Here is a 17,898-nt window from a genome sequence, read left to right on the forward strand (position 1 = left end):
ACACAAAAATTGTCGACAAAGGGGCAGGTAGTATGAAAAATAGAAAGTTTCAAGTGTTTAGCTTTTTTTTAGTGTGTTTTTGTTTAATATTCTTTATAAGCATTAAAGATAATAAAAAAATAGAGACTATTAATTTTGAAGGTAAAACTCTAGGTTTTGATAATTTAGAAGAGATGGAAGAAGCATCACCTGTAATTGTTCTTGGTACAAAAACAAAAGAAAATGATACTGAAGTTTTTAGATCAGACATTAATAACGATGTAATTGGTGGATATACTAAATCAAGTTTTTTAATTTCAGAAGTTTATAAAAATAACGATAATAAAGAAGATATAAAAACAAATTCTCAAATTACTGTGTCAGAAATGGCTTTTTATGATAAAGAAACAAATGCTATGTATACTGTGAATGATTATGAGAACATGGAGTTTGATAAAGAATATTTACTATTTTTGGTTCCAGTAGATGATGGTATGTATGCCCCTAGAGGTGTAACTACTGGTAAAGTGCCAATGTTTGGATCTAACTCTTCTCTTAACTCTTTAAATACTGTAGATAGTGATAATTCTGATCTAGCCATTATGAGAGATGCACAGCTTAAGTATAAAAAATAATAAAATTTCGTGGTCTACTAAAATGTAGCGTATTTATATCATTTAAAAATAAGCAGCCTATGAGTGAAGTGACCCCTAAAAGTTAGACACGGTTATTTCATTAGGCAGCGGTTAGGGCATGGGTTCGATATTGTATCGGACTCATGCCTTTTAATTTTGCCTTAATCCTTTTTGTATTGTAATACGTTATATACTTTTCTAATTCAGTTTTAAAATGGTCTACACTTTCAAATTTTTTGAAGTATAAAAACTCAGACTTCATAATCCCGAAGAAATTCTCCATTACAGAGTTGTCGTAACAGTTTTCTTTACGAGACATACTTTGGAGAATACCCCTTGATTGAAACGCATGACAATATTGCTTCATTTGATAGTGCCAGCCTTGATCTGAATACATGAGAAGCTGATGGTCTTCTGGTAGACGCTCTAAAGCTTTATCTAACATCTCTGAAACAAGTGAATAAGTTGGTCTAGAGCCAATTGTGTACGTAATAATTTCACCATTAAATAAATCTAAAACAGGTGATAAATATAATTTTTCGCCGAATAATTTAAACTCCGTAATATCGGTTACCCATTTTTCATTCGGTGGGTCCGCTGTAAATTGGCGGTCTAAATGATTAGGCGCAATTTTACCGACTGTTCCTTTATAGGATTTATATTTTTTCATACGCACAAGGCACTTTAATCCAAGTTCTTTCATGATGCGTTGGATCTTCTTGTGATTCACGTTCTTACCACGATTAGCTAGCTCATCACGAATACGACGATAGCCATAACGTCCTTCATGTTCATCGTAAATTGAATTGATTTCTACTTTTAAATCGGCATCTGGATCTATTCGGTTCATTTTCTTTACTAAATCATAATACGTGCTACGTGGAATACCAGCGAGTTTCACAAGCGCCTTCACCGAATATTTATGCCTTAACTCAAAGACTACTTTTGCTTTGTCTTGTTTCATGATTTTTCCTTGTTTTGAACTAAGGCATTCAACTTTTTTAAATACTCGTTTTCCATTTCAAGTTGTTTAATACGTGCTTCTAGTGCCTCGACAGATCCTTCAGCCAGGATTGTTTCGTCGATTGTTTTTTCATCGATGGACGCCCCTTTTGTCTTGATTCAAGGGCATCTAAACCGCCAACCTCCATTTGTTTTTGCCAAGTATACACTATTGTATAACTTGAGATTTTAAAAAGAGCTGCGGTATCCATTAATGACGCACCAGATTGAACCATGTAATTTAATACGTCTAGTTTAAATGGTACAGAATAATTTGTATAGGTATTCCTAAACCCTTCATCTCCATGTAATTCATATAACTTTAACCAATATTGAAATTGTGCTCTTGTTACTCCCATCTGTTTTGCATACTCTTGTTGAGAAAAAATCTTTGAATTAAAGCCTTGAATAATCTTTAACTTTATCTCGCTCGTAAATTTAGTCATAAAAAAACTACACCTCCAATTGTTAAATGCTGTGTCTAACAATTGGGGTGCAGTTCATTCCTTATCGGAGGGGCTGCTTTTTTTATGGCAAAAAGTTCTAAAAACCCGACTTTACTTACAGGCATTGGATAGAAAGGGTTGTGGAAGTATATGAAATGTTTTGGCGAAATGGTTCAACCAAATCAGAGCCCGTTGTTCGATTAGGACTATATTAAGAATTTGTTCAGAATTTGTAGAGATGTGCTTGGTAGAATTGGAAGGTTGTAAGATCATTACTCGATCAAGACCTAGGAGGTGGCGTTCGCAAAGGAGAAATACTATGTTGCCCTTTGACGAGATTCACTTATGAAAAAGAAAAAAATAGCGATCATTATTCTCTTATTTTTTATTTTGTTAACGAGCACACGCATATTGTGGTTGCATTTATTTACTCAGCCAGACCAACCCTACGCAGAAAAAGGACAAATCGATGTACGGGATTTTGATTTTCAACAGAATGCTTTGACGCTGGATGGTGAATGGACATTTTATTCCTCTCACTGGTTGATGGATAGTAATCAACCACCTTTCCCCCGCACGTACATACAGGTTCCAGATGGTTGGGATCAAATTTTTCAAGAAGGTAAGCTGACGCCATATGGCTATGGCTCCTATCATTTGAAAATACAGGTTAATCCAGAAGAAACAAAAACATTTAGCATAAGGGTGCCTAGCATTCGTAGTGCAGCAGAAATATATGTAAATGATCGTTTAGTTGCGAAGGCTGGTGAGCTAGGTGAAAATCGAGCGCAAACGATGGCCAAAAATGTTCCATTTACAGCTTCTTTTGACACAAAGGGCCAAAGTGAAATCGACATTGTTGTGCAAGTGGCTAACTTTCAAGATCCTCGTAATGGGGGAATTGTGCGGTCTATAAAATTTGGATATGAAGATGTTATCTATCGCGAAACACAATTGTCTATTACCATGCAGCTATTAGTGGCAGTCGTTTTACTTTTACATGCCCTTTACTCGATCATCCTATATTTAGTTGGAAATAAGGAAAGACCTTTACTGTTCTTTTCACTCTTAACCGTCAGTATCATGTTTTATTATCTATTAGGGAGTGACGATAAGCTTCTCTCATTTTGGTTTCCAATCAATTATGATTGGGGGTTTATATTGGTTCACCTTTCGATGATTGGCATTGGCTATTCCCTGCTACAATGTATCGATCCATGGCTACCGCGCCATTTTCACCGTTATCAGCAGGGATTTGCCCTTGTATGTGCCTGTGCAGCTGTGTTGGCTATTGTACTACCAACACGATATGTAGTGTCGATACAAAGTGTTTATATTGTCATTTTAGGCGTTCCCATTGTGATCACCATGATGATGATGCTAGGAAAGGCGCTCAAAGATATCCGTCAGCATGTTTTTCTACTTTTAGCAATCCTTGCATTTATCAATAGTATTCTTTGGGATATTTTGCTACTGATTTCAGGAATCAAGGTGATTTCATATCCCTTTGATTTGATAATGACCATTGCTTGTTTAGCGACATTGTGGTTTAAAGATTACGCAAAAGTGCATGCGGATACAAAAGACCTTGCCCAAAAATTGCAAGAGACAGATAAACTAAAGGATGAATTTCTGGCAAGCACCTCCCATGAATTACGCAATCCGCTTCATAGTATTATCAATATGTCCAAGGCTGTTTTAGAGCGTGAGTCCCATGCACTTAGTCATAAAAGCGTCCATGATTTAGAAACGGTGCTGTCTGTTGGGCAACGAATGTCGCATTTATTGAACGATTTACTTGATGTGATGAGCCTAAAGGATAATACACAAAAATTGCATCTGACCACGGTTTCCATTCATACCATCGTGGCTGGCGTCTTCGATATGCTACGTTTTATGATTGAAGGAAAGCCGGTTCAGTTTGTTCAGCAAATTCCAGCAGACTTTCAAAAAGTATTGGCAGATGAAAATCGGGTAATCCAAATTATTTTTAATTTGGTACATAATGCCGTGAAATTTACTAATGAAGGTACTATTACGATTTCGGGCTATACCGAGGCTAGCATGGCGAAGATTGTGGTGGCAGATACGGGCATTGGCATAGATGAGGAAACCATGCAGCGATTATTTGAGCCATATGAGCAAGGCACTGTCAGTAAGACGATAGTAGAGGGCGGATTTGGGCTAGGGCTTAGTATTTGTAAGCGACTGGTTGAACTACAAAGGGGAACATTGGACGTACAATCAGTGGTGGGACAAGGCACCACCTTTACCTTCACATTACCACTATCTGACGAAGCGGAAGCTCAAAAGGTAACGCTTGCACAGCAGGCTCATCAAAAACAGGAAAGCCCTGAGGTACAGCAAGATGGAATGAACGATGTAGGAGATGCGTGGAATCAACCACGAATTTTAGTAGTGGATGATGAGCCCATCAATTTAAGAGTGGTGGAAACCCTCTTGGCGAATGAGCAGTATGATGTCGTCACGGTGACAAGTGGTTTGCAGGCACTTGAATATATACGGTCCCAGGAATGGGATTTAGTGATTTCAGACGTAATGATGCCGAAAATGAATGGCTATGAATTAGTACGAATCATCCGTAAGCAATTCTTCATGACGGATTTACCCGTACTATTACTAACTGCACGTAGTCAACCACATGATATTGAAAATGGCTTTTCAGCGGGGGCCAATGATTATGTCGTCAAGCCTGTTGATGCCTTAGAGCTTCGATCTCGCGTTGAGGCATTAACAAAGGTGAAGCGATCTATTCAAGAACGACATCGTATGGAGGCAGCGTGGCTTCAGGCACAAATCGAGCCCCATTTTCTCTTTAATACATTAAATGCTATCTTAACGTTAAGTGAATTGGACAGTGAGCGGACAGCTAAATTAGTAGAGGCATTAAGTGATTTTTTAAGAGAATCCTATAATTTTCAAAACGTAGAAGCGCTTGTTCCATTAGAAAATGAACTTCGGTTAATTCAAGCCTACCTCTATATTCAGCAGGAACGTTTTGGTGAACGTATTCGCGTCGTATGGGACTTAGATACAGCGACGAATGTATGGATTCCATCGCTAACCATTCAACCGCTAGTTGAAAATGCATTAAAGCATGGTATTTTAAAGCGTGTTGAAGGAGGAACCGTTCACATTCGTATCATTAATTGTGGTACTCATATCGAAATTAGTGTCTCAGATGATGGCGTTGGTATGGACGAAGAGCAATTGGCGAAGCTACTACAGCCGAACAAACGTCCATCCAGAAGTATTGGCTTATCGAATACCCATAGACGTCTGCAACAGCATTACGGTCAAGGCTTACACATAACAAGCAAGCTGCATGAAGGAACTGCTGTTTCATTTGTTGTATTACCAAAGAAAACAACTAATCAATTAGATGCCTTCTCCCTCAGCGAATACTGAGAGGGGGGAAGGCATCTTGCATCTTATGTTAATGACAAACTTGATTCTGTGGCATTTTGGTTTTAAAGTGCGTAAATAAATAACAGCCCATAATAACGATCAGTCCTCCAATGCCTTGAAGCCAACTCAGCTTTTCTCCGATAAAGAAGAACGCGAGCAGGGCAGTGAAAATAGGATTGAAGTTTAGGAAAATGCCAGAGGTTGTGGCTCCTAATTGCTGTACGCCTATATTCCAAAAGACCATACAAACGACAGTAGAGATAATCCCTGTATACAGAAGAGAAAGGATGAAAGACGGATTGATATTAGAGAAGGTGAATTCCGTACTGGTGAACGGGACAAGAGTAAGAATACCAAACACTCCCGCATACAATGTAGCCATTAATGGAGAGGTTGTTTTCATAGCCCACTTACTACAAACCGAGTAAAGTCCCCAGACACAAACCGCAGCTACCATCCATAAATCCCCTGTATTCAATTGAAAATCCAGTAACTGCTGCAAATCTCCTTTCGAAAGGACGAGAACCACCCCCATGAAAGAAAGAGTCATAGCCAAAAGCTGCAAGCCATTTATTTTTTCTTTGAGAAAAGCAAATGAAAAAAGGGCTATGGACATCGTATTCATCGTTGAAATAAGGCCTGCATTCGTGGATGTTGTTCGCTCCAACGCTAAAAATTGAAAAATATTAAACAAGGCGACACCTGTAATACCCATGAACAATAACGGCACAAGAGCTGCTTTTGCAGGGACTAGCTTCTTTTCTTTCCACCAGACTAATGGTATAAGGACAATCACCGCAATGAACCATCTTGCCATCGTTAAAGTCATCGGAGAGGCATGCGCCACAAGCGTCTTGGCCACAACAAAATTGCCTCCCCAAAGTAAGCTTGTGACGAGCATTAAGCCCATATAAAATTTGACCAAGGTATGTAACCCTCCTATGATTTTATGTATATTAAGAATCATAGCATTATTGAGGTTTTGGCTGTATAATATTTTGTATAATTGTACTAATTTGAAATAATTAAAATAAATTTAATAAATTTCAGAAGAATATTCTGAAATAGAGTCTAATATGTACTTGCCGAATAACAATCAAAAGGAGAGATAACAATGGAGGAGATTAAAAATAAAGCATTAGACAGTGTGGATCTTCAAATTTTAGCGATTTTGCAGAGAGAGGTGCAACTTAGTAATGCAGAATTGGCTAGACGAGTAAACTTGTCTCCACCAGCAACTCATACAAGGGTCAAACGCCTTGAAACAGAAGGATATATCGATCAGCAAGTGGCTATTTTAAATCAAGAAAAGCTAGGATTTGATTTACTGTGCTATGTCTTTATGAGCACTAATATTCACCAAGCGAAGGAAATCGAGGAATTGGAGGACAGCTTAAAAACGATGACCGAAATCATGGAATGTCATTGTTTAACAGGTGCATATGATTATTTGTTAAAGGTTGTCATTCGAGATCGCAAAGAATTAGATCAATTCATCCGCAAATTAAATAAGCTAGGGGTTTCTAGAATTCAAACGAACTTATCCTTGAGGGAAATTAAATATTCTACTGTGTTACCTATAGAAGAAAACAGCAAGTGTGAGTTTTAGGCTCAAACTTGCTGTTTTTTAGTTTTCAGGATGACCTATTAAAGGTTTTCTACGATACTTGTGGCATACTTTTTCAGGTTAGACAACGATAGAATTTTATAGAAGCGTGTTTGGATGCTCTCTACTTTTCTCGTTATTCATCCTTTGCTGGGAGTTGGTCATATCCCAAAGTATTCAGGTTTTCTTGTGGCTGCGCATTGACGGTTTGTTCTTTAGCTTCCGCTTCTTCGCTAGGCGGAGCTTCTTCCGCAGAACAGGCAGCTAAGAGGGAAAATAGCACGCAACTTAATAACAGTAGCTTCTGCATGAGGCAAACCTCCATATATTCGATGTTGATATGAATATTTTGTCCATTTTCATGCAGAATATGTTGAACATCGCTTACAAAAAATTATGCTACTGTATTACTAATAATGGTACTAAAGCCATTAGTGGCAGCATTGTTTATAAGCTGTTTTATAGATTGAACTGCTTGATCTGTGAAAATATACCAGCTATCTTCAAACACATCATGCAGTAGATGATGGGGATGACCTTGTAATAGTTCATCAGGGAATGCAGTATTTAATGAATAAATATCAAATTGTTTGACTGTGTTCGTATCATCGCTCATAAAACGATATTGCCCACGTTTAGAATAGGAACCAGGTATGTCTAAATTAATTTGCCATGAATATTCTTTAGGTGCCTCTACTTTGTTTCCTTTTTGCTGGAAAACTTGATAAAGCGCTTTATGATAAGCATTGCCTTTAATGTCTTGAATAACACCACCCATTGTCATTTGATATTCATAGCGGAGGGCTTTTATTTTTTTATTGTCAAGTAGTAGTGGTTCAGAAGTGATACTGACTGTACCTTGATTGTATTGGACCTGACTGCCAAATGTTTCCGCAATAAAGCGAATCGGTACATAGGTACGATTATTTTTCATGTATGGCTGTACATCCAATTGCTCTGTTTTGTCATTTTTCATGACAGTCTTGTTGTTGAGATTTAATACAATCAATGTTTTATTCATGGCAAGGGTAATTTGTGAATCCTTCCAATGCACTTGCGCACCTAGATTTTCACTGATCACACGCAATGGCACCATGATTCGATTGCTTCTTTGCTCGGGTGCTGTATCAGATTTTACTATTACGTCATCTATTTTAATTTGTGTAGTGGCAGCATCAGCCGGAAAAGCCACAAAAAACATAGATGTTAACAATAGTCCAGTGAAGACTTTTTTCATGGTAGTCAACCTCCTATATTCGAGTTTTTAGCATCTTCAATATTTTACCATAGTTATTGGCTATTGGTCGCTAATTTTTTACAGCTATATTCCGTAATTGTTCTCGAATACTAACGGTGAAGGGAGGTTTTTAAATGAAATTATTGACCTGGGGTATTGTTGGTGCAGCACTGTTTGCTGCCATGAAAGGTTATGGGAAATCAAATCAAGGACAGAAGGATAGCTCTCAACAAACGACGACGCCTGTACAATTAGTCGCCAATGCGAATCCACTGACAGCCAATACACCGAAACAGTAAAACGAAGAGAAGCTTATAGATTACTTTGATCTATAGGCTTTCTATAATTTTACATAAATATCATATCATTGGTATAATAGATTGGGAGAAAAGGGGTGTATAGATGCTTGATTTTACAAACTATCATGACGATTTAGAAGAAATTCTGCAATTATTTAACGAAACCGTACATACTTTTATGTCCATAAGGATTTTCAAAGACAGGGGATTGCAGCAGCCTTAGTAGATTTACTAGAAGCGGACGCAAAAAAGCTTGGTCTTACCCATATCTACACAGATGCTAGTCTTACAGCGAGACCCTTCTTTGAACGAAAAGGAGACCAAATCATTCAAAGACAAACTGTCGAGCGTCAAGGCATATCGTTCATGAATGTTAGCATGGGTAAATTATTTATTGATGAAAAGGACGGATGAAAAGGATGCATTATGTAAAGGGTTTTGCCGTATTAATGATGCTATGCTTCATGCTGAGTGCCTGTGCACAAACAGAAAAGCCTTCCCATGAAAAACCAGATGTAGAAAGTATCACGGTTTCATTCGAACATCCAGAAACGAAGCAACCATTTAAAATAGTTCATGCTTTTGAGCTTTTTCAAAACTATACGGAAAAGGTAGAAAGTAATCCAGATCGTTCACCATTGGACATCTATCGAGAAGAGGTCATTGATCCCGTTTATAGTGCATGTTTTGAGAATGGTGAATATATAAACATGGCTGAGACGGTGTTAAATAGCACGACCAAACAATTGAAAGAAAATCAATTATTAAGCGAAAAAATTGATAGGGAAGCAACAGAAAAGAGTATTAAGGAAGGTCTATTCAAATCTTCTGAACTCCTTCCCACTAAAAATGAAACGACGGTATGTGTTTTTCCAGCCACAGATGTAAACGCGAATATGGTAACGATTGGTGCAGGTAAAATAACAGCCCTCTATAATAAATATTATACAAATGAATTTATTAGGGCTGTAATTGCCCATGAATATCATCATAGTGTTGCAACTGAAAAACGCCCGCGTAGTGAGGGGACAGTGCTAGATCATCTCATATTTGAAGGAAGGGCAGTGATGTTTGAAAAATTAGTTTATCCTGATTTGAATTTTACGCGAATAGATTTGGATTACAACAAAGTTTATTGGTCTGATGTTGCAGCGGATTTGGAAAAGCATAACTTGATTCGTGCCCTAGAAATAATTAGAGGTGGAAATGGTCTACCCTTTAGTTATGGCTACAGCGAAGGCTATAAAATGATTAAATCTTATCTCGATTTGCATCCCAATGTATCGATAGAGGAGTGGACTGCCTTAAGTCCGAAAGAAATTTTTGAAAAAGGAAAGTATCTCGAAAATTATCAATAAACAAATAAGCAACAGACCCTGTATTAAACTCGGTCTGTTACTTCGTTTAGGCATCGATGAATGGTGACAATTGCTTGTAAATGCATACCTTCATGAAAGATGGTACGTAGGAGTACTTGTTCAATGGTCTGCATACCCATGTCGATAGGTGGGAATTCCTCAGCCAATCGATGACCGTATCGTTCCTTTATCTGTGAAGGCTGCTGAGCCAAGTACTTTTTTAACTCCTCGAATGTAGGCGTTTTTTCGTCAAAATGCTTAGGCGACGTACCAAAGCTAAACCATTTCATGAGAGCTACTAAAGCTGTATCCTTTTCTTTTGTTAACGCCTCTAGCCATAAATATTGATCGAGATAAAGATGGCCCATATTCCAGCGAATATTATTATGAAAACCAGCTGGAATGATATTTGCCTTTTCTTCTGACACATGCTCTAGCAAATGGAGTAACTCGCTACGGTAATGTGCTAACTGCTGAAATAAATTTTCTTGACGTTCATTCAAGTTCACCCCTCCTTTTTAGTATGTATTGGCTAAAATTCTCCATTTTCCTGCAAAAAAAAGAAGAACACTCTTTTGTGTTCCTCTCCAGATTATCTACTTTGTGTCTGTAGTGCTAAACGGACACCGAGACCGATATAGACAAAGCCGACAGTTTTTTCAAGCCAACGTGAGCTACCACTTGTTTTCGTAAAGATTTTTTCACCAATGAAGCTTGTAATAATTGCTAGTAGTATTGTATACAAAGCACTCATCACAACAAAGGTGATGCCTAGTGTTAGCAATTGGCTTGTGACAGATTGCTCGTTGTGCTGTACAAATTGTGGTAAGAAGGCAAGGAAAAATAAAGCTGTCTTCGGATTTAAAATTTCTGCTAAAAAGCCTTGGCGGAATGATGTACTAGCAGGGCTTTGTTCCACAGTTGGTTGTTCAATTTTTTTTGGTTTTGTGAGGAGCATCTGAATACCTAAATAAACAAGGTAGGCCACCCCAATATATTTCACTACCTCAAAGGCTGTGGCTGATTTCATCAAAATAGCAGAAAGACCTAAAACAGCCGCTAACGTATGAACTAAATCTCCAAGACCGATGCCTAAAGCGGTATAAATACCATTCTTTTTGCCACTTTTTAATGTTTGTGTAATCGTGATAATAACAGCAGGACCTGGGATTAAAAATAATAAAAGTACTATTGCGATAAAAGATAACATGCGAAACCTTCCTATTCTAATAAACTAATCAATCTAAGGTGAATGCATGGAATATTATATTCCAGCGACTATAGGGCTGTCGATAAAGAAATATTGAAAAAGGAATGAAAAAAAATTCAGAAAATAATTTAGTGAGGAGATGATCGGCATGAAATGGTCCTATTGTCTACAACTATTCATATTTATCCCAATTGTGGTGACGAGTATGTATGGTCTTATTACAAAAGATTTTTCGTTCTTACCAGTTACTTTCATGTTATTAGGTTGTACATTTTTACTCATTGGTATGAGAGCGTGGCAAAGAGCCAAACGATCTGCCATTAGTATTCTTTCTTTTGGTACGGCCATTTTTCTATTTGTCATTGTCAGACAGTCATTTTTTGACTAACTTCATTTTTATTACTAAGTACTAATATTTAGTGTTAGAATAAGGTTATAAAAATGCTGTGGAGGAATCAATATGTTAACAAGTCAACAATTGCAAGAAATATTACCACATCGCTATCCGTTTCTTTTAGTAGATCGTATTTTGGAATTAGAGGAGGGGAAGCGTGCAGTCGGATTGAAAAATGTGACAATCCATGAGGAGTTCTTTCAGGGACATTTTCCACATTATCCTGTCATGCCAGGTGTGCTCATTGTGGAAGCGTTAGCGCAAGTCAGTGCAGTCATTATGCTGACAAAGGCAGGGAATGAGGGGCGGTTAGGCTTGCTTGCGGGCATTGATCATTGTCGCTTTAAAAAACAAGTTAAGCCTGGTGATCAGCTACGGCTTGAGGTAGTAATCAACCGTGTGAAAGGGACAGTCGGTAAAGGAAGTGGGGTTGCCACAGTGAATGGAGAAATCGTTTGTGAAACAGACCTTGTTTTTGCTTTTGGCCAGTAAAAGGAGGTCCTTTTATAAATGATAGTTTCATGCATAGTGTTTTTGTCTTGACTTTGCTTGATGACGTACTACATACCCATCTTATCCTCATGATTCAACTGAAGACTCCCTTCTCTATAGGGGCAATGAATACTTTTTGGCGGGTGAGCGCCACGTGGTAATAATGGTGAAAGCATGTCACAGGATGTAACGATCGGCAAAAGTGAAGCGTCTGCGACAAATACACCATGGTGTGATTGAATGTTGTGGACAAGCTTCAACAAAAAAATTATAGGAGCCTGGAAAACATACGTCATGATAAATTTTAATGAAATAAAGCTAAACATAAGCATTTTTTTATGAAATCCACAAATAATAAAGTACGAAAATTATTTGGGGACGTGAAAATGTGAAAAAATTTTTACTGTTTTTACTACCACTTTGTTTGATCACGGTGTCGTTTTTTTATGTCAAAGTAAGTTCTTCTGAAAATAAAGGGAGAAAGTATTATGAAGAAGCAGGACAAATTCTTTGGGAAATCCAAACAGAGGAAAAAATCATTGCCTTAACGTTTGATGATGGTCCACATCGTACCTATACAGCGGATGTTCTTGATGTATTAGAGAAATACAATGCGAAAGCTACTTTTTTTATTGTTGGTCAAAATGCAGAAAAAAATCCTGAATTGATAGCAAGAATGTATGAAGAAGGGCATGAATTGGCCAATCATACCTTTACACACCCTTTAAAAACAAATGTACCTAATTTAATGAAGGAAATTCAACAAACAGATGAGGTAATTGCAGGAATTACGGGCTATCAGCCAACCTTATTTCGCCCCGTTGAAGGGCAATATACCGATGCCATGATAGAGGCGATTGCCAAAAAAGGCTATAAAGTCGTTATGTGGTCTTGGCATTTGGATACGCTCGATTGGAAGAATCCTGGGGTCAATCGCATCGTTAATACGGTTTTAAAAGGCGTAAAGGCTGGCAATATCGTGCTGTTTCATGATGGTGGCGGAAACCGAGCCCAAACCGTCAAAGCATTGGAGCAAATCTTGCCAGAGCTTGAAAAGCAGGGCTACCAGTTTGTGACGGTTTCTGAATTGATGGAACTACAAAGGACTCATCAGAAGATAAAAAAACAGTAGTGTGGTAGGTATTTGGCTTCCACACTACTCTTTATGTAAAGGTTATTTTAACATTTTTTTGATTTGCTTTAGTTCAGCAATTAAATAATCGATTTGTTTCTGCATGTTATCGACTTTGGCTGTTTGATCACCATTATTTGTTGGAGAAGAATCGTTCTTCGCATTTTGTAGTGCCTCTAGGGCTAGACCAGCTGCGATGGTCTGAATGCCATCCCCTAAAGTTGAAATGGCTGTGCCGATATAGGCTAACTTTGCAATATAAATATCCATTGAATCATTGTTCTGGTTCTGTTTATTATTTCTTCCCATTTTCCTGCCTCCTTACAATTGTCATTACTTGCATCATATGCGACAACAATGGAAAAGGCGATTCACGAGGCATTTGAATGATTCGCTAAAATGGTAATGTTAGCTCAGCAAAATTATTGGAGGAAAATAGCATGGCAAATGTAGAGCTTGTTGAAATGGATAGTGCGTTGCTAGAGAGAATGGGCAGGAGCGATTAGCAAACTTTCAATCTTCCTATGTAGACGTTGCGACGGAAACATTCAAATGGCTGCACGAAAGTTAGGATTGTAGCCTAAGTTGATCGAGCTTCAAGAGATGAGCTAATGGAAAAAGCGCCTACACTGTATGGTAATTTTTCAGTCGTATATAAAGGGCAACTGCTTTCCTTCCGTCGATTAACTGTTCATATGGTCTATAAAAAAGGTGAAAAAGAATGAATAGTTGCTAAGGAGCTGCAACTTTTTTCGTCACTTGTACGTTATATTCTTATAGCATTTCTATGATTCTTTGAGTTTTTGGTTGACTGCAACTAGGAAATGAGTAAAATTAAAAGGCAGTACCATTATATACCTAAACTTAACAGTATGATGAGTAAATAGGTGCTAGGATGCTAGATAGGATGAAGCATGATAGGTTAAGGTTTGTCATGAAGTTTTGGCAGTCTTTTTCTTTTCGTCTTCTGGATAACCTGTTAAGATGGTAGTAGTGTGACAACAAGTTAGTGTATATGAGAGTGGTGACAATCAAGATGGATGAACAGAAAAATGAAAGTACAGAACAGCAGCAGGAGCCGACTCCAGCAGAAGTAAAGCCGGCAGGACAATTTATACAACTGAAACCGTTTAAATTTATCATGCTAATGTTCTTTACAATCCTTATTACGGCAGGGTTAACGATTTTTGCGTTAACGTTTGGTGATAAGAAAGTAGTAGAAGTGAAAGTTCCGACTGAACGTGAGGAATTTACAAAATTATATGAAGCATTTGATTTACTGAAAAATAACTATTACCAAGATATTGATGATGAAAAAGTAGTCGATGGTGCTATTAATGGTATGTTCGATGCATTAGGCGATCCTTATTCTGACTTCATGGTAAAGGAAGAAGCAGATCAATTTAATTCTGGTTTATCTTCTAGCTTCCAAGGAATTGGAGCGGAAATCCAAGAGCGTAATGGTTATATTACAGTTGTGTCACCTATCAAAAATTCTCCTGCAGAAAAGGCAGGCTTATTACCAAAAGATATCATCTTAACGGTTGATGGGAAAAGCATTCAAGGCTTGAGTGCAACAGAAGCGGTTGCTTTAATTCGCGGTGAGAAAGGAACACCAGTGAAATTAACGGTGAAACGCGGCGAAAACACAGAGGCTATTCACATGACCATTGTTCGTGATGAAATCCCAGTAGAAACAGTTTATGGGGAAATGCTCGATGGCAATATTGCCCATATTCAAATTACATCATTTAGTGAACAAACAACGAAAGAGCTTGAAAAAATCCTTGCTGAGTATGAAGGCAAAGGAATGAAAGGCATTGTTTTAGATTTACGTCAAAATCCTGGTGGCTATTTAACGGCTGCTGTCGATATTTCTAATTTCTTTGTACCAGAAGGAAAAGCGATTGTTCAGGTACAAGAAAAAGATGCAGAGCCTCAGATTACTAATGCCATTGCAGGTAAAAAATATAACCTACCAATTACAGTACTTGTCGATAGTGGTAGTGCCTCTGCCTCTGAGATTTTAGCAGGTGCATTAAAAGAATCTGTAGGTGCCAAAGTTGTAGGTGAAACATCCTTCGGTAAAGGGACTGTCCAAAATGTAACACCATTAAAAGACGGCTCTAATCTGAAATTTACAACAGGTAAATGGTTAACACCGAATGGGAACTGGATTAACGAAAAAGGCATTGAACCTGATGTCAAAGTTGGTTATCCATCGTATGCTACTTTACCTTACTTGAATGCCTCTTTAGAAATGAAGACAGGCTTACAGTCGGACTCTGTAAAAGCAGCGGAGGAGATGCTTCAAGTGCTAGGGTATGAGCCTGGTGAAATAGATGGTATTTTCGATGACAATACTGCACGTGCTGTAGAAAAACTACAAGCAGCGAATAACCTTGAAGAAACAGGTATTTTAACAGGCAATACAACGTATGCGTTAATGGATGCTTTACGTGCAAAAATGAAAGCCGATGATCCTCAGTTATTAAAAGCGAAAGAGCTTCTTTCAGGAACAGCCGAAAAAACAGAGGACACAACAAACTAACAATGTAGCTGTCGCAACGGTCGTCTTTCACGGCATTTGCGACAGCTTTTTTTATAGGAGGAAAAATGATGAAAGATGTATACCTATTTAGTGGCTTTTTAGGGAGTGGCAAAACATCCATGCTTACAGATGTCATTCGCCAATTAAAAGAAAAGAATCTAAAGCCTGCCGTTATTATGAATGAGCTAGGAAAGCTGCCATTTGACTCACAGGCAGTGGAGAAAGATATCCCGCTGAAGGAGATGCTGGAGGGCTGTATTTGCTGTTCAGGTGCTGAAAAAACGGAGGCACAAATTCAATCTCTTCTATTAGATAGTGATTTTGATGTATTAATTATTGAAACAACGGGAGCTGCTCATCCTGTGGAAGCATTAGATGCTGTGTATTCACCACTTTTTGCAGATCAGTTAAATGTCAAAGGCATTATCACAGTGGCTGATTCCAAGCTCTGGCTGCACCGTGATACGTTAACACCGCAAGTACGCTCTTTATTTATGGAGCAAATTCGACATGCGCACTTATTATTAGCAAATAAAACAGATTTATTAACAGAGGCAGAGCAAGGACAAGTGGTCTACGAACTCCAAGGCTTAAATCCACATGCCTTTATTTTGCAAACAACGAATGGGCGAGTCCCACTTCACTTACTTGAAGGCTTAAAGGCAACGGCACAGGTTGATAAAGCTGACATTGTCAAAGCGCCAATAGCCTCCATGCAGCTTGGCTCACGCTTAGTGGAATTCACAGATAGCGAATTTACACAGGAGCAATTTGAAGATTGGATTCGTACATTACCAGAAACGATTTATCGTATGAAGGGCTATGTGCCGATTGAGGGCATTAAAAATCCGATGCTGTTTCAATATGCTTATGGAATGGTCCAATGGCTCCCTGAGTATATCAAAATGCCAGCAAAACTTGTCATTATTGGAGAAAATGTCAGTTCTTTACCTATCATTGGGGGACAATGAATAAATTTGATAATCTGCGAAATGTTGCATATGTACGTCATATGTAGCTTTACGCAGGTTATTTTATTTTTATGTAAATGAATTGTAATGCCTTTGTAACACAACTGTAATATTGAATAGCAATAAACACGCGACACTAGCTATCTCTAGGTCTATTCCATAATTGAAGGTAAGAAAATAGGCTGAGAATCTAGTGCATAAAACCATCATTTTTTATTCATTTTAGATGCGTATTTTCGAAAATAGTAACGAGTTTAAGAGGGGTGTCAACCCTCTTTCAAACGTAAGTATTTCATAGATTGGCGAAAACTAGTAAAAAATAGTGCAAAAAAAACGCGATTTTTCGCGCATTTCTTTCTTCGTTGGAGACGTTAGCAAATGTTGGTAAGATTTTTATGAAAATCATCCTTTACGATTAGTTGCAGAGAAGGAGGAATTGCAAACATGAAAAAAACACTCACTGCAATTTGTGCAACAATTCTTTTAGCAGCTCCAATTCAAATAGCTTCAGCTGCTGCTAATACAACAGAAGGGGATTCTGTACAGCAATCAACGAACTGTAAAGTTTATTATTATAAATGGTCAAACAATCATAAGTGGAATATCAAATTACCACAGGCATCTACACCATCTAAAGAGGTGCCAACAACAAATAATAATACACAACCAACGCCAAATAATAATCAATCATCACAAAACGAAAAACCAGCAACACCACCAGCTACTTCAACACCATCAACAACAACTTCAGATGTGAACGCATTTGAACAGGAAGTAGTAAAATTAACAAACGCTGAGCGTACAAAAGCTGGTTTATCACCACTTCAAACAGATGCGAAATTAATGGCTGCAGCTCGTGAAAAATCACAAGATATGCAAACAAACAAGTATTTCTCACATACAAGTCCAACATTCGGTTCACCATTTGATCGTATGAAAGCTTTAGGCATCACTTATAAAGGTGCTGGAGAAAACATTGCTCAAGGTCAACGTTCACCACAAGAAGTAGTACAAGCGTGGATGGACTCACCAGGTCACCGTGCGAACATTTTAAATGGTAAATTTACGCACATCGGTGTAGGTTACGTGAAATCAGGTAACTACTGGACACAACAATTTATTCAAAAATAATCACTGCTTACACAAAAGATACCCGA

17 protein-coding genes and 2 pseudogenes are annotated in these 17,898 nt (G+C 37.9%); 12 read left to right on the forward strand and 7 right to left on the reverse strand.

All coding sequences use genetic code 11. The features are described from left to right. Positions 1-32 precede the first annotated feature (32 nt). The gene (locus tag MHI04_RS10630; protein WP_271913336.1) at positions 33-614 is read left to right on the forward strand and encodes a hypothetical protein; all 582 of its coding nucleotides are present in this window, start codon (positions 33-35) and stop codon (positions 612-614) included. A gap of 100 nt (positions 615-714) precedes the next feature. Here MHI04_RS10630 and MHI04_RS10635 read toward each other — a convergent pair. Continuing rightward, positions 715-2,062 (reverse strand): annotated as a pseudogene (locus MHI04_RS10635) (IS3 family transposase). Positions 2,063-2,407: 345 nt separating this feature from the next. On the opposite strand from MHI04_RS10635, the gene MHI04_RS10640 reads away from it, so the two are divergent. After that, positions 2,408-5,491, forward strand: coding sequence for an ATP-binding protein (locus tag MHI04_RS10640; RefSeq protein WP_342535683.1), 3,084 nt, complete (start codon positions 2,408-2,410; stop codon positions 5,489-5,491). A 28-nt stretch (positions 5,492-5,519) separates the two neighbouring features. On the opposite strand, the gene MHI04_RS10645 is transcribed toward MHI04_RS10640, so the two are convergent. Beyond that, complete coding sequence (locus tag MHI04_RS10645) at positions 5,520-6,416, reverse strand: DMT family transporter (RefSeq protein ID WP_342535684.1); 897 nt, start codon at positions 6,414-6,416, stop codon at positions 5,520-5,522. A gap of 189 nt (positions 6,417-6,605) precedes the next feature. Here MHI04_RS10645 and MHI04_RS10650 point away from each other — a divergent pair, with 189 nt between their 5' ends. Then, positions 6,606-7,100, forward strand: coding sequence for an Lrp/AsnC family transcriptional regulator (locus MHI04_RS10650; RefSeq protein ID WP_036126093.1), 495 nt, complete (start codon positions 6,606-6,608; stop codon positions 7,098-7,100). Positions 7,101-7,233: 133 nt separating this feature from the next. Here the strand turns inward: MHI04_RS10650 and MHI04_RS10655 are convergent, their stop codons facing one another. Beyond that, positions 7,234-7,407, reverse strand: a complete 174-nt coding sequence (locus MHI04_RS10655) for a hypothetical protein (RefSeq protein WP_170829867.1) — start codon at positions 7,405-7,407, stop codon at positions 7,234-7,236. Positions 7,408-7,491: 84 nt separating this feature from the next. Further along, positions 7,492-8,334 (reverse strand): copper amine oxidase N-terminal domain-containing protein, encoded by an 843-nt coding sequence (locus tag MHI04_RS10660; RefSeq protein WP_058844448.1) that lies wholly within the window; start codon positions 8,332-8,334, stop codon positions 7,492-7,494. A gap of 134 nt (positions 8,335-8,468) precedes the next feature. On the opposite strand from MHI04_RS10660, the gene MHI04_RS10665 reads away from it, so the two are divergent. The 3 genes and pseudogenes from MHI04_RS10665 to MHI04_RS10675 all read left to right on the forward strand — a co-directional run bounded on the left by MHI04_RS10665 (position 8,469) and on the right by MHI04_RS10675 (position 9,991). Beyond that, the gene (locus MHI04_RS10665) at positions 8,469-8,633 is read left to right on the forward strand and encodes a hypothetical protein (RefSeq protein WP_170829866.1); all 165 of its coding nucleotides are present in this window, start codon (positions 8,469-8,471) and stop codon (positions 8,631-8,633) included. A gap of 177 nt (positions 8,634-8,810) precedes the next feature. Beyond that, a pseudogene (locus tag MHI04_RS10670) lies at positions 8,811-9,047 on the forward strand (GNAT family N-acetyltransferase); the annotation flags it as partial. Positions 9,048-9,052: 5 nt separating this feature from the next. Next, entirely contained in the window at positions 9,053-9,991 is a 939-nt protein-coding gene (locus tag MHI04_RS10675) for a DUF2268 domain-containing putative Zn-dependent protease (protein WP_342535685.1), read from the forward strand. Positions 9,992-10,014: 23 nt separating this feature from the next. Here the strand turns inward: MHI04_RS10675 and MHI04_RS10680 are convergent, their stop codons facing one another. Together MHI04_RS10680 and MHI04_RS10685 are read right to left on the reverse strand one after the other, a co-directional pair. Then, positions 10,015-10,494, reverse strand: a complete 480-nt coding sequence (locus tag MHI04_RS10680) for a DinB family protein (RefSeq protein ID WP_340811088.1) — start codon at positions 10,492-10,494, stop codon at positions 10,015-10,017. Positions 10,495-10,583: 89 nt separating this feature from the next. Further along, a complete protein-coding gene (locus MHI04_RS10685; RefSeq protein WP_036126079.1) occupies positions 10,584-11,201 on the reverse strand; it encodes a LysE family translocator in 618 nt (205 codons plus the stop codon). Between the two features lie 148 nt (positions 11,202-11,349). On the opposite strand from MHI04_RS10685, the gene MHI04_RS10690 reads away from it, so the two are divergent. From MHI04_RS10690 to MHI04_RS10700, 3 genes are all read left to right on the forward strand, one after another. Beyond that, the gene (locus MHI04_RS10690; RefSeq protein ID WP_036126077.1) at positions 11,350-11,589 is read left to right on the forward strand and encodes a DUF3953 domain-containing protein; all 240 of its coding nucleotides are present in this window, start codon (positions 11,350-11,352) and stop codon (positions 11,587-11,589) included. Positions 11,590-11,661: 72 nt separating this feature from the next. After that, on the forward strand, positions 11,662-12,087 hold the full coding sequence (gene fabZ, locus MHI04_RS10695; RefSeq protein WP_036126075.1) for a 3-hydroxyacyl-ACP dehydratase FabZ: 426 nt from the start codon (positions 11,662-11,664) through the stop codon (positions 12,085-12,087). Positions 12,088-12,475: 388 nt separating this feature from the next. Further along, on the forward strand, positions 12,476-13,219 hold the full coding sequence (locus MHI04_RS10700; protein ID WP_036126074.1) for a polysaccharide deacetylase family protein: 744 nt from the start codon (positions 12,476-12,478) through the stop codon (positions 13,217-13,219). 42 nt (positions 13,220-13,261) lie between these two features. On the opposite strand, the gene MHI04_RS10705 is transcribed toward MHI04_RS10700, so the two are convergent. Beyond that, on the reverse strand, positions 13,262-13,528 hold the full coding sequence (locus MHI04_RS10705; RefSeq protein WP_036126072.1) for a hypothetical protein: 267 nt from the start codon (positions 13,526-13,528) through the stop codon (positions 13,262-13,264). A gap of 727 nt (positions 13,529-14,255) precedes the next feature. Between MHI04_RS10705 and MHI04_RS10710 the strand changes: the two genes are divergently transcribed. From MHI04_RS10710 to MHI04_RS10720, 3 genes are all read left to right on the forward strand, one after another. Beyond that, on the forward strand, positions 14,256-15,770 hold the full coding sequence (locus tag MHI04_RS10710; RefSeq protein ID WP_036126069.1) for a S41 family peptidase: 1,515 nt from the start codon (positions 14,256-14,258) through the stop codon (positions 15,768-15,770). Positions 15,771-15,838: 68 nt separating this feature from the next. After that, complete coding sequence (locus MHI04_RS10715; RefSeq protein WP_058844442.1) at positions 15,839-16,741, forward strand: CobW family GTP-binding protein; 903 nt, start codon at positions 15,839-15,841, stop codon at positions 16,739-16,741. A gap of 444 nt (positions 16,742-17,185) precedes the next feature. Beyond that, positions 17,186-17,872 carry a CAP domain-containing protein gene (locus MHI04_RS10720; RefSeq protein ID WP_036126066.1) on the forward strand — a complete coding sequence of 229 codons (687 nt, stop codon included), beginning with the start codon at positions 17,186-17,188 and terminating at the stop codon, positions 17,870-17,872. The last annotated feature ends 26 nt before the right edge of the window (positions 17,873-17,898 follow it).

Source organism: Lysinibacillus sp. FSL K6-1151 (assembly GCF_038630755.1).
GTDB lineage: Bacteria > Bacillota > Bacilli > Bacillales_A > Planococcaceae > Lysinibacillus > Lysinibacillus fusiformis_D.

Bases quoted from the DNA above. Each gene is read 5' to 3' on its own strand.
- fabZ (WP_036126075.1), top strand. From the start codon at position 11,662: ATGTTAACAAGTCAACAATTGCAAGAAATATTACCACATCGCTATCCG.
- MHI04_RS10710 (WP_036126069.1), top strand. From the start codon at position 14,256: ATGGATGAACAGAAAAATGAAAGTACAGAACAGCAGCAGGAGCCGACT.
- MHI04_RS10660 (WP_058844448.1), bottom strand. From the start codon at position 8,334: ATGAAAAAAGTCTTCACTGGACTATTGTTAACATCTATGTTTTTTGTG.
- MHI04_RS10720 (WP_036126066.1), top strand. From the start codon at position 17,186: ATGAAAAAAACACTCACTGCAATTTGTGCAACAATTCTTTTAGCAGCT.
- MHI04_RS10640 (WP_342535683.1), top strand. From the start codon at position 2,408: ATGAAAAAGAAAAAAATAGCGATCATTATTCTCTTATTTTTTATTTTG.
- MHI04_RS10715 (WP_058844442.1), top strand. From the start codon at position 15,839: ATGAAAGATGTATACCTATTTAGTGGCTTTTTAGGGAGTGGCAAAACA.
- MHI04_RS10630 (WP_271913336.1), top strand. From the start codon at position 33: ATGAAAAATAGAAAGTTTCAAGTGTTTAGCTTTTTTTTAGTGTGTTTT.
- MHI04_RS10685 (WP_036126079.1), bottom strand. From the start codon at position 11,201: ATGTTATCTTTTATCGCAATAGTACTTTTATTATTTTTAATCCCAGGT.
- MHI04_RS10650 (WP_036126093.1), top strand. From the start codon at position 6,606: ATGGAGGAGATTAAAAATAAAGCATTAGACAGTGTGGATCTTCAAATT.
- MHI04_RS10690 (WP_036126077.1), top strand. From the start codon at position 11,350: ATGAAATGGTCCTATTGTCTACAACTATTCATATTTATCCCAATTGTG.
- MHI04_RS10655 (WP_170829867.1), bottom strand. From the start codon at position 7,407: ATGCAGAAGCTACTGTTATTAAGTTGCGTGCTATTTTCCCTCTTAGCT.
- MHI04_RS10705 (WP_036126072.1), bottom strand. From the start codon at position 13,528: ATGGGAAGAAATAATAAACAGAACCAGAACAATGATTCAATGGATATT.
- MHI04_RS10665 (WP_170829866.1), top strand. From the start codon at position 8,469: ATGAAATTATTGACCTGGGGTATTGTTGGTGCAGCACTGTTTGCTGCC.
- MHI04_RS10675 (WP_342535685.1), top strand. From the start codon at position 9,053: ATGCATTATGTAAAGGGTTTTGCCGTATTAATGATGCTATGCTTCATG.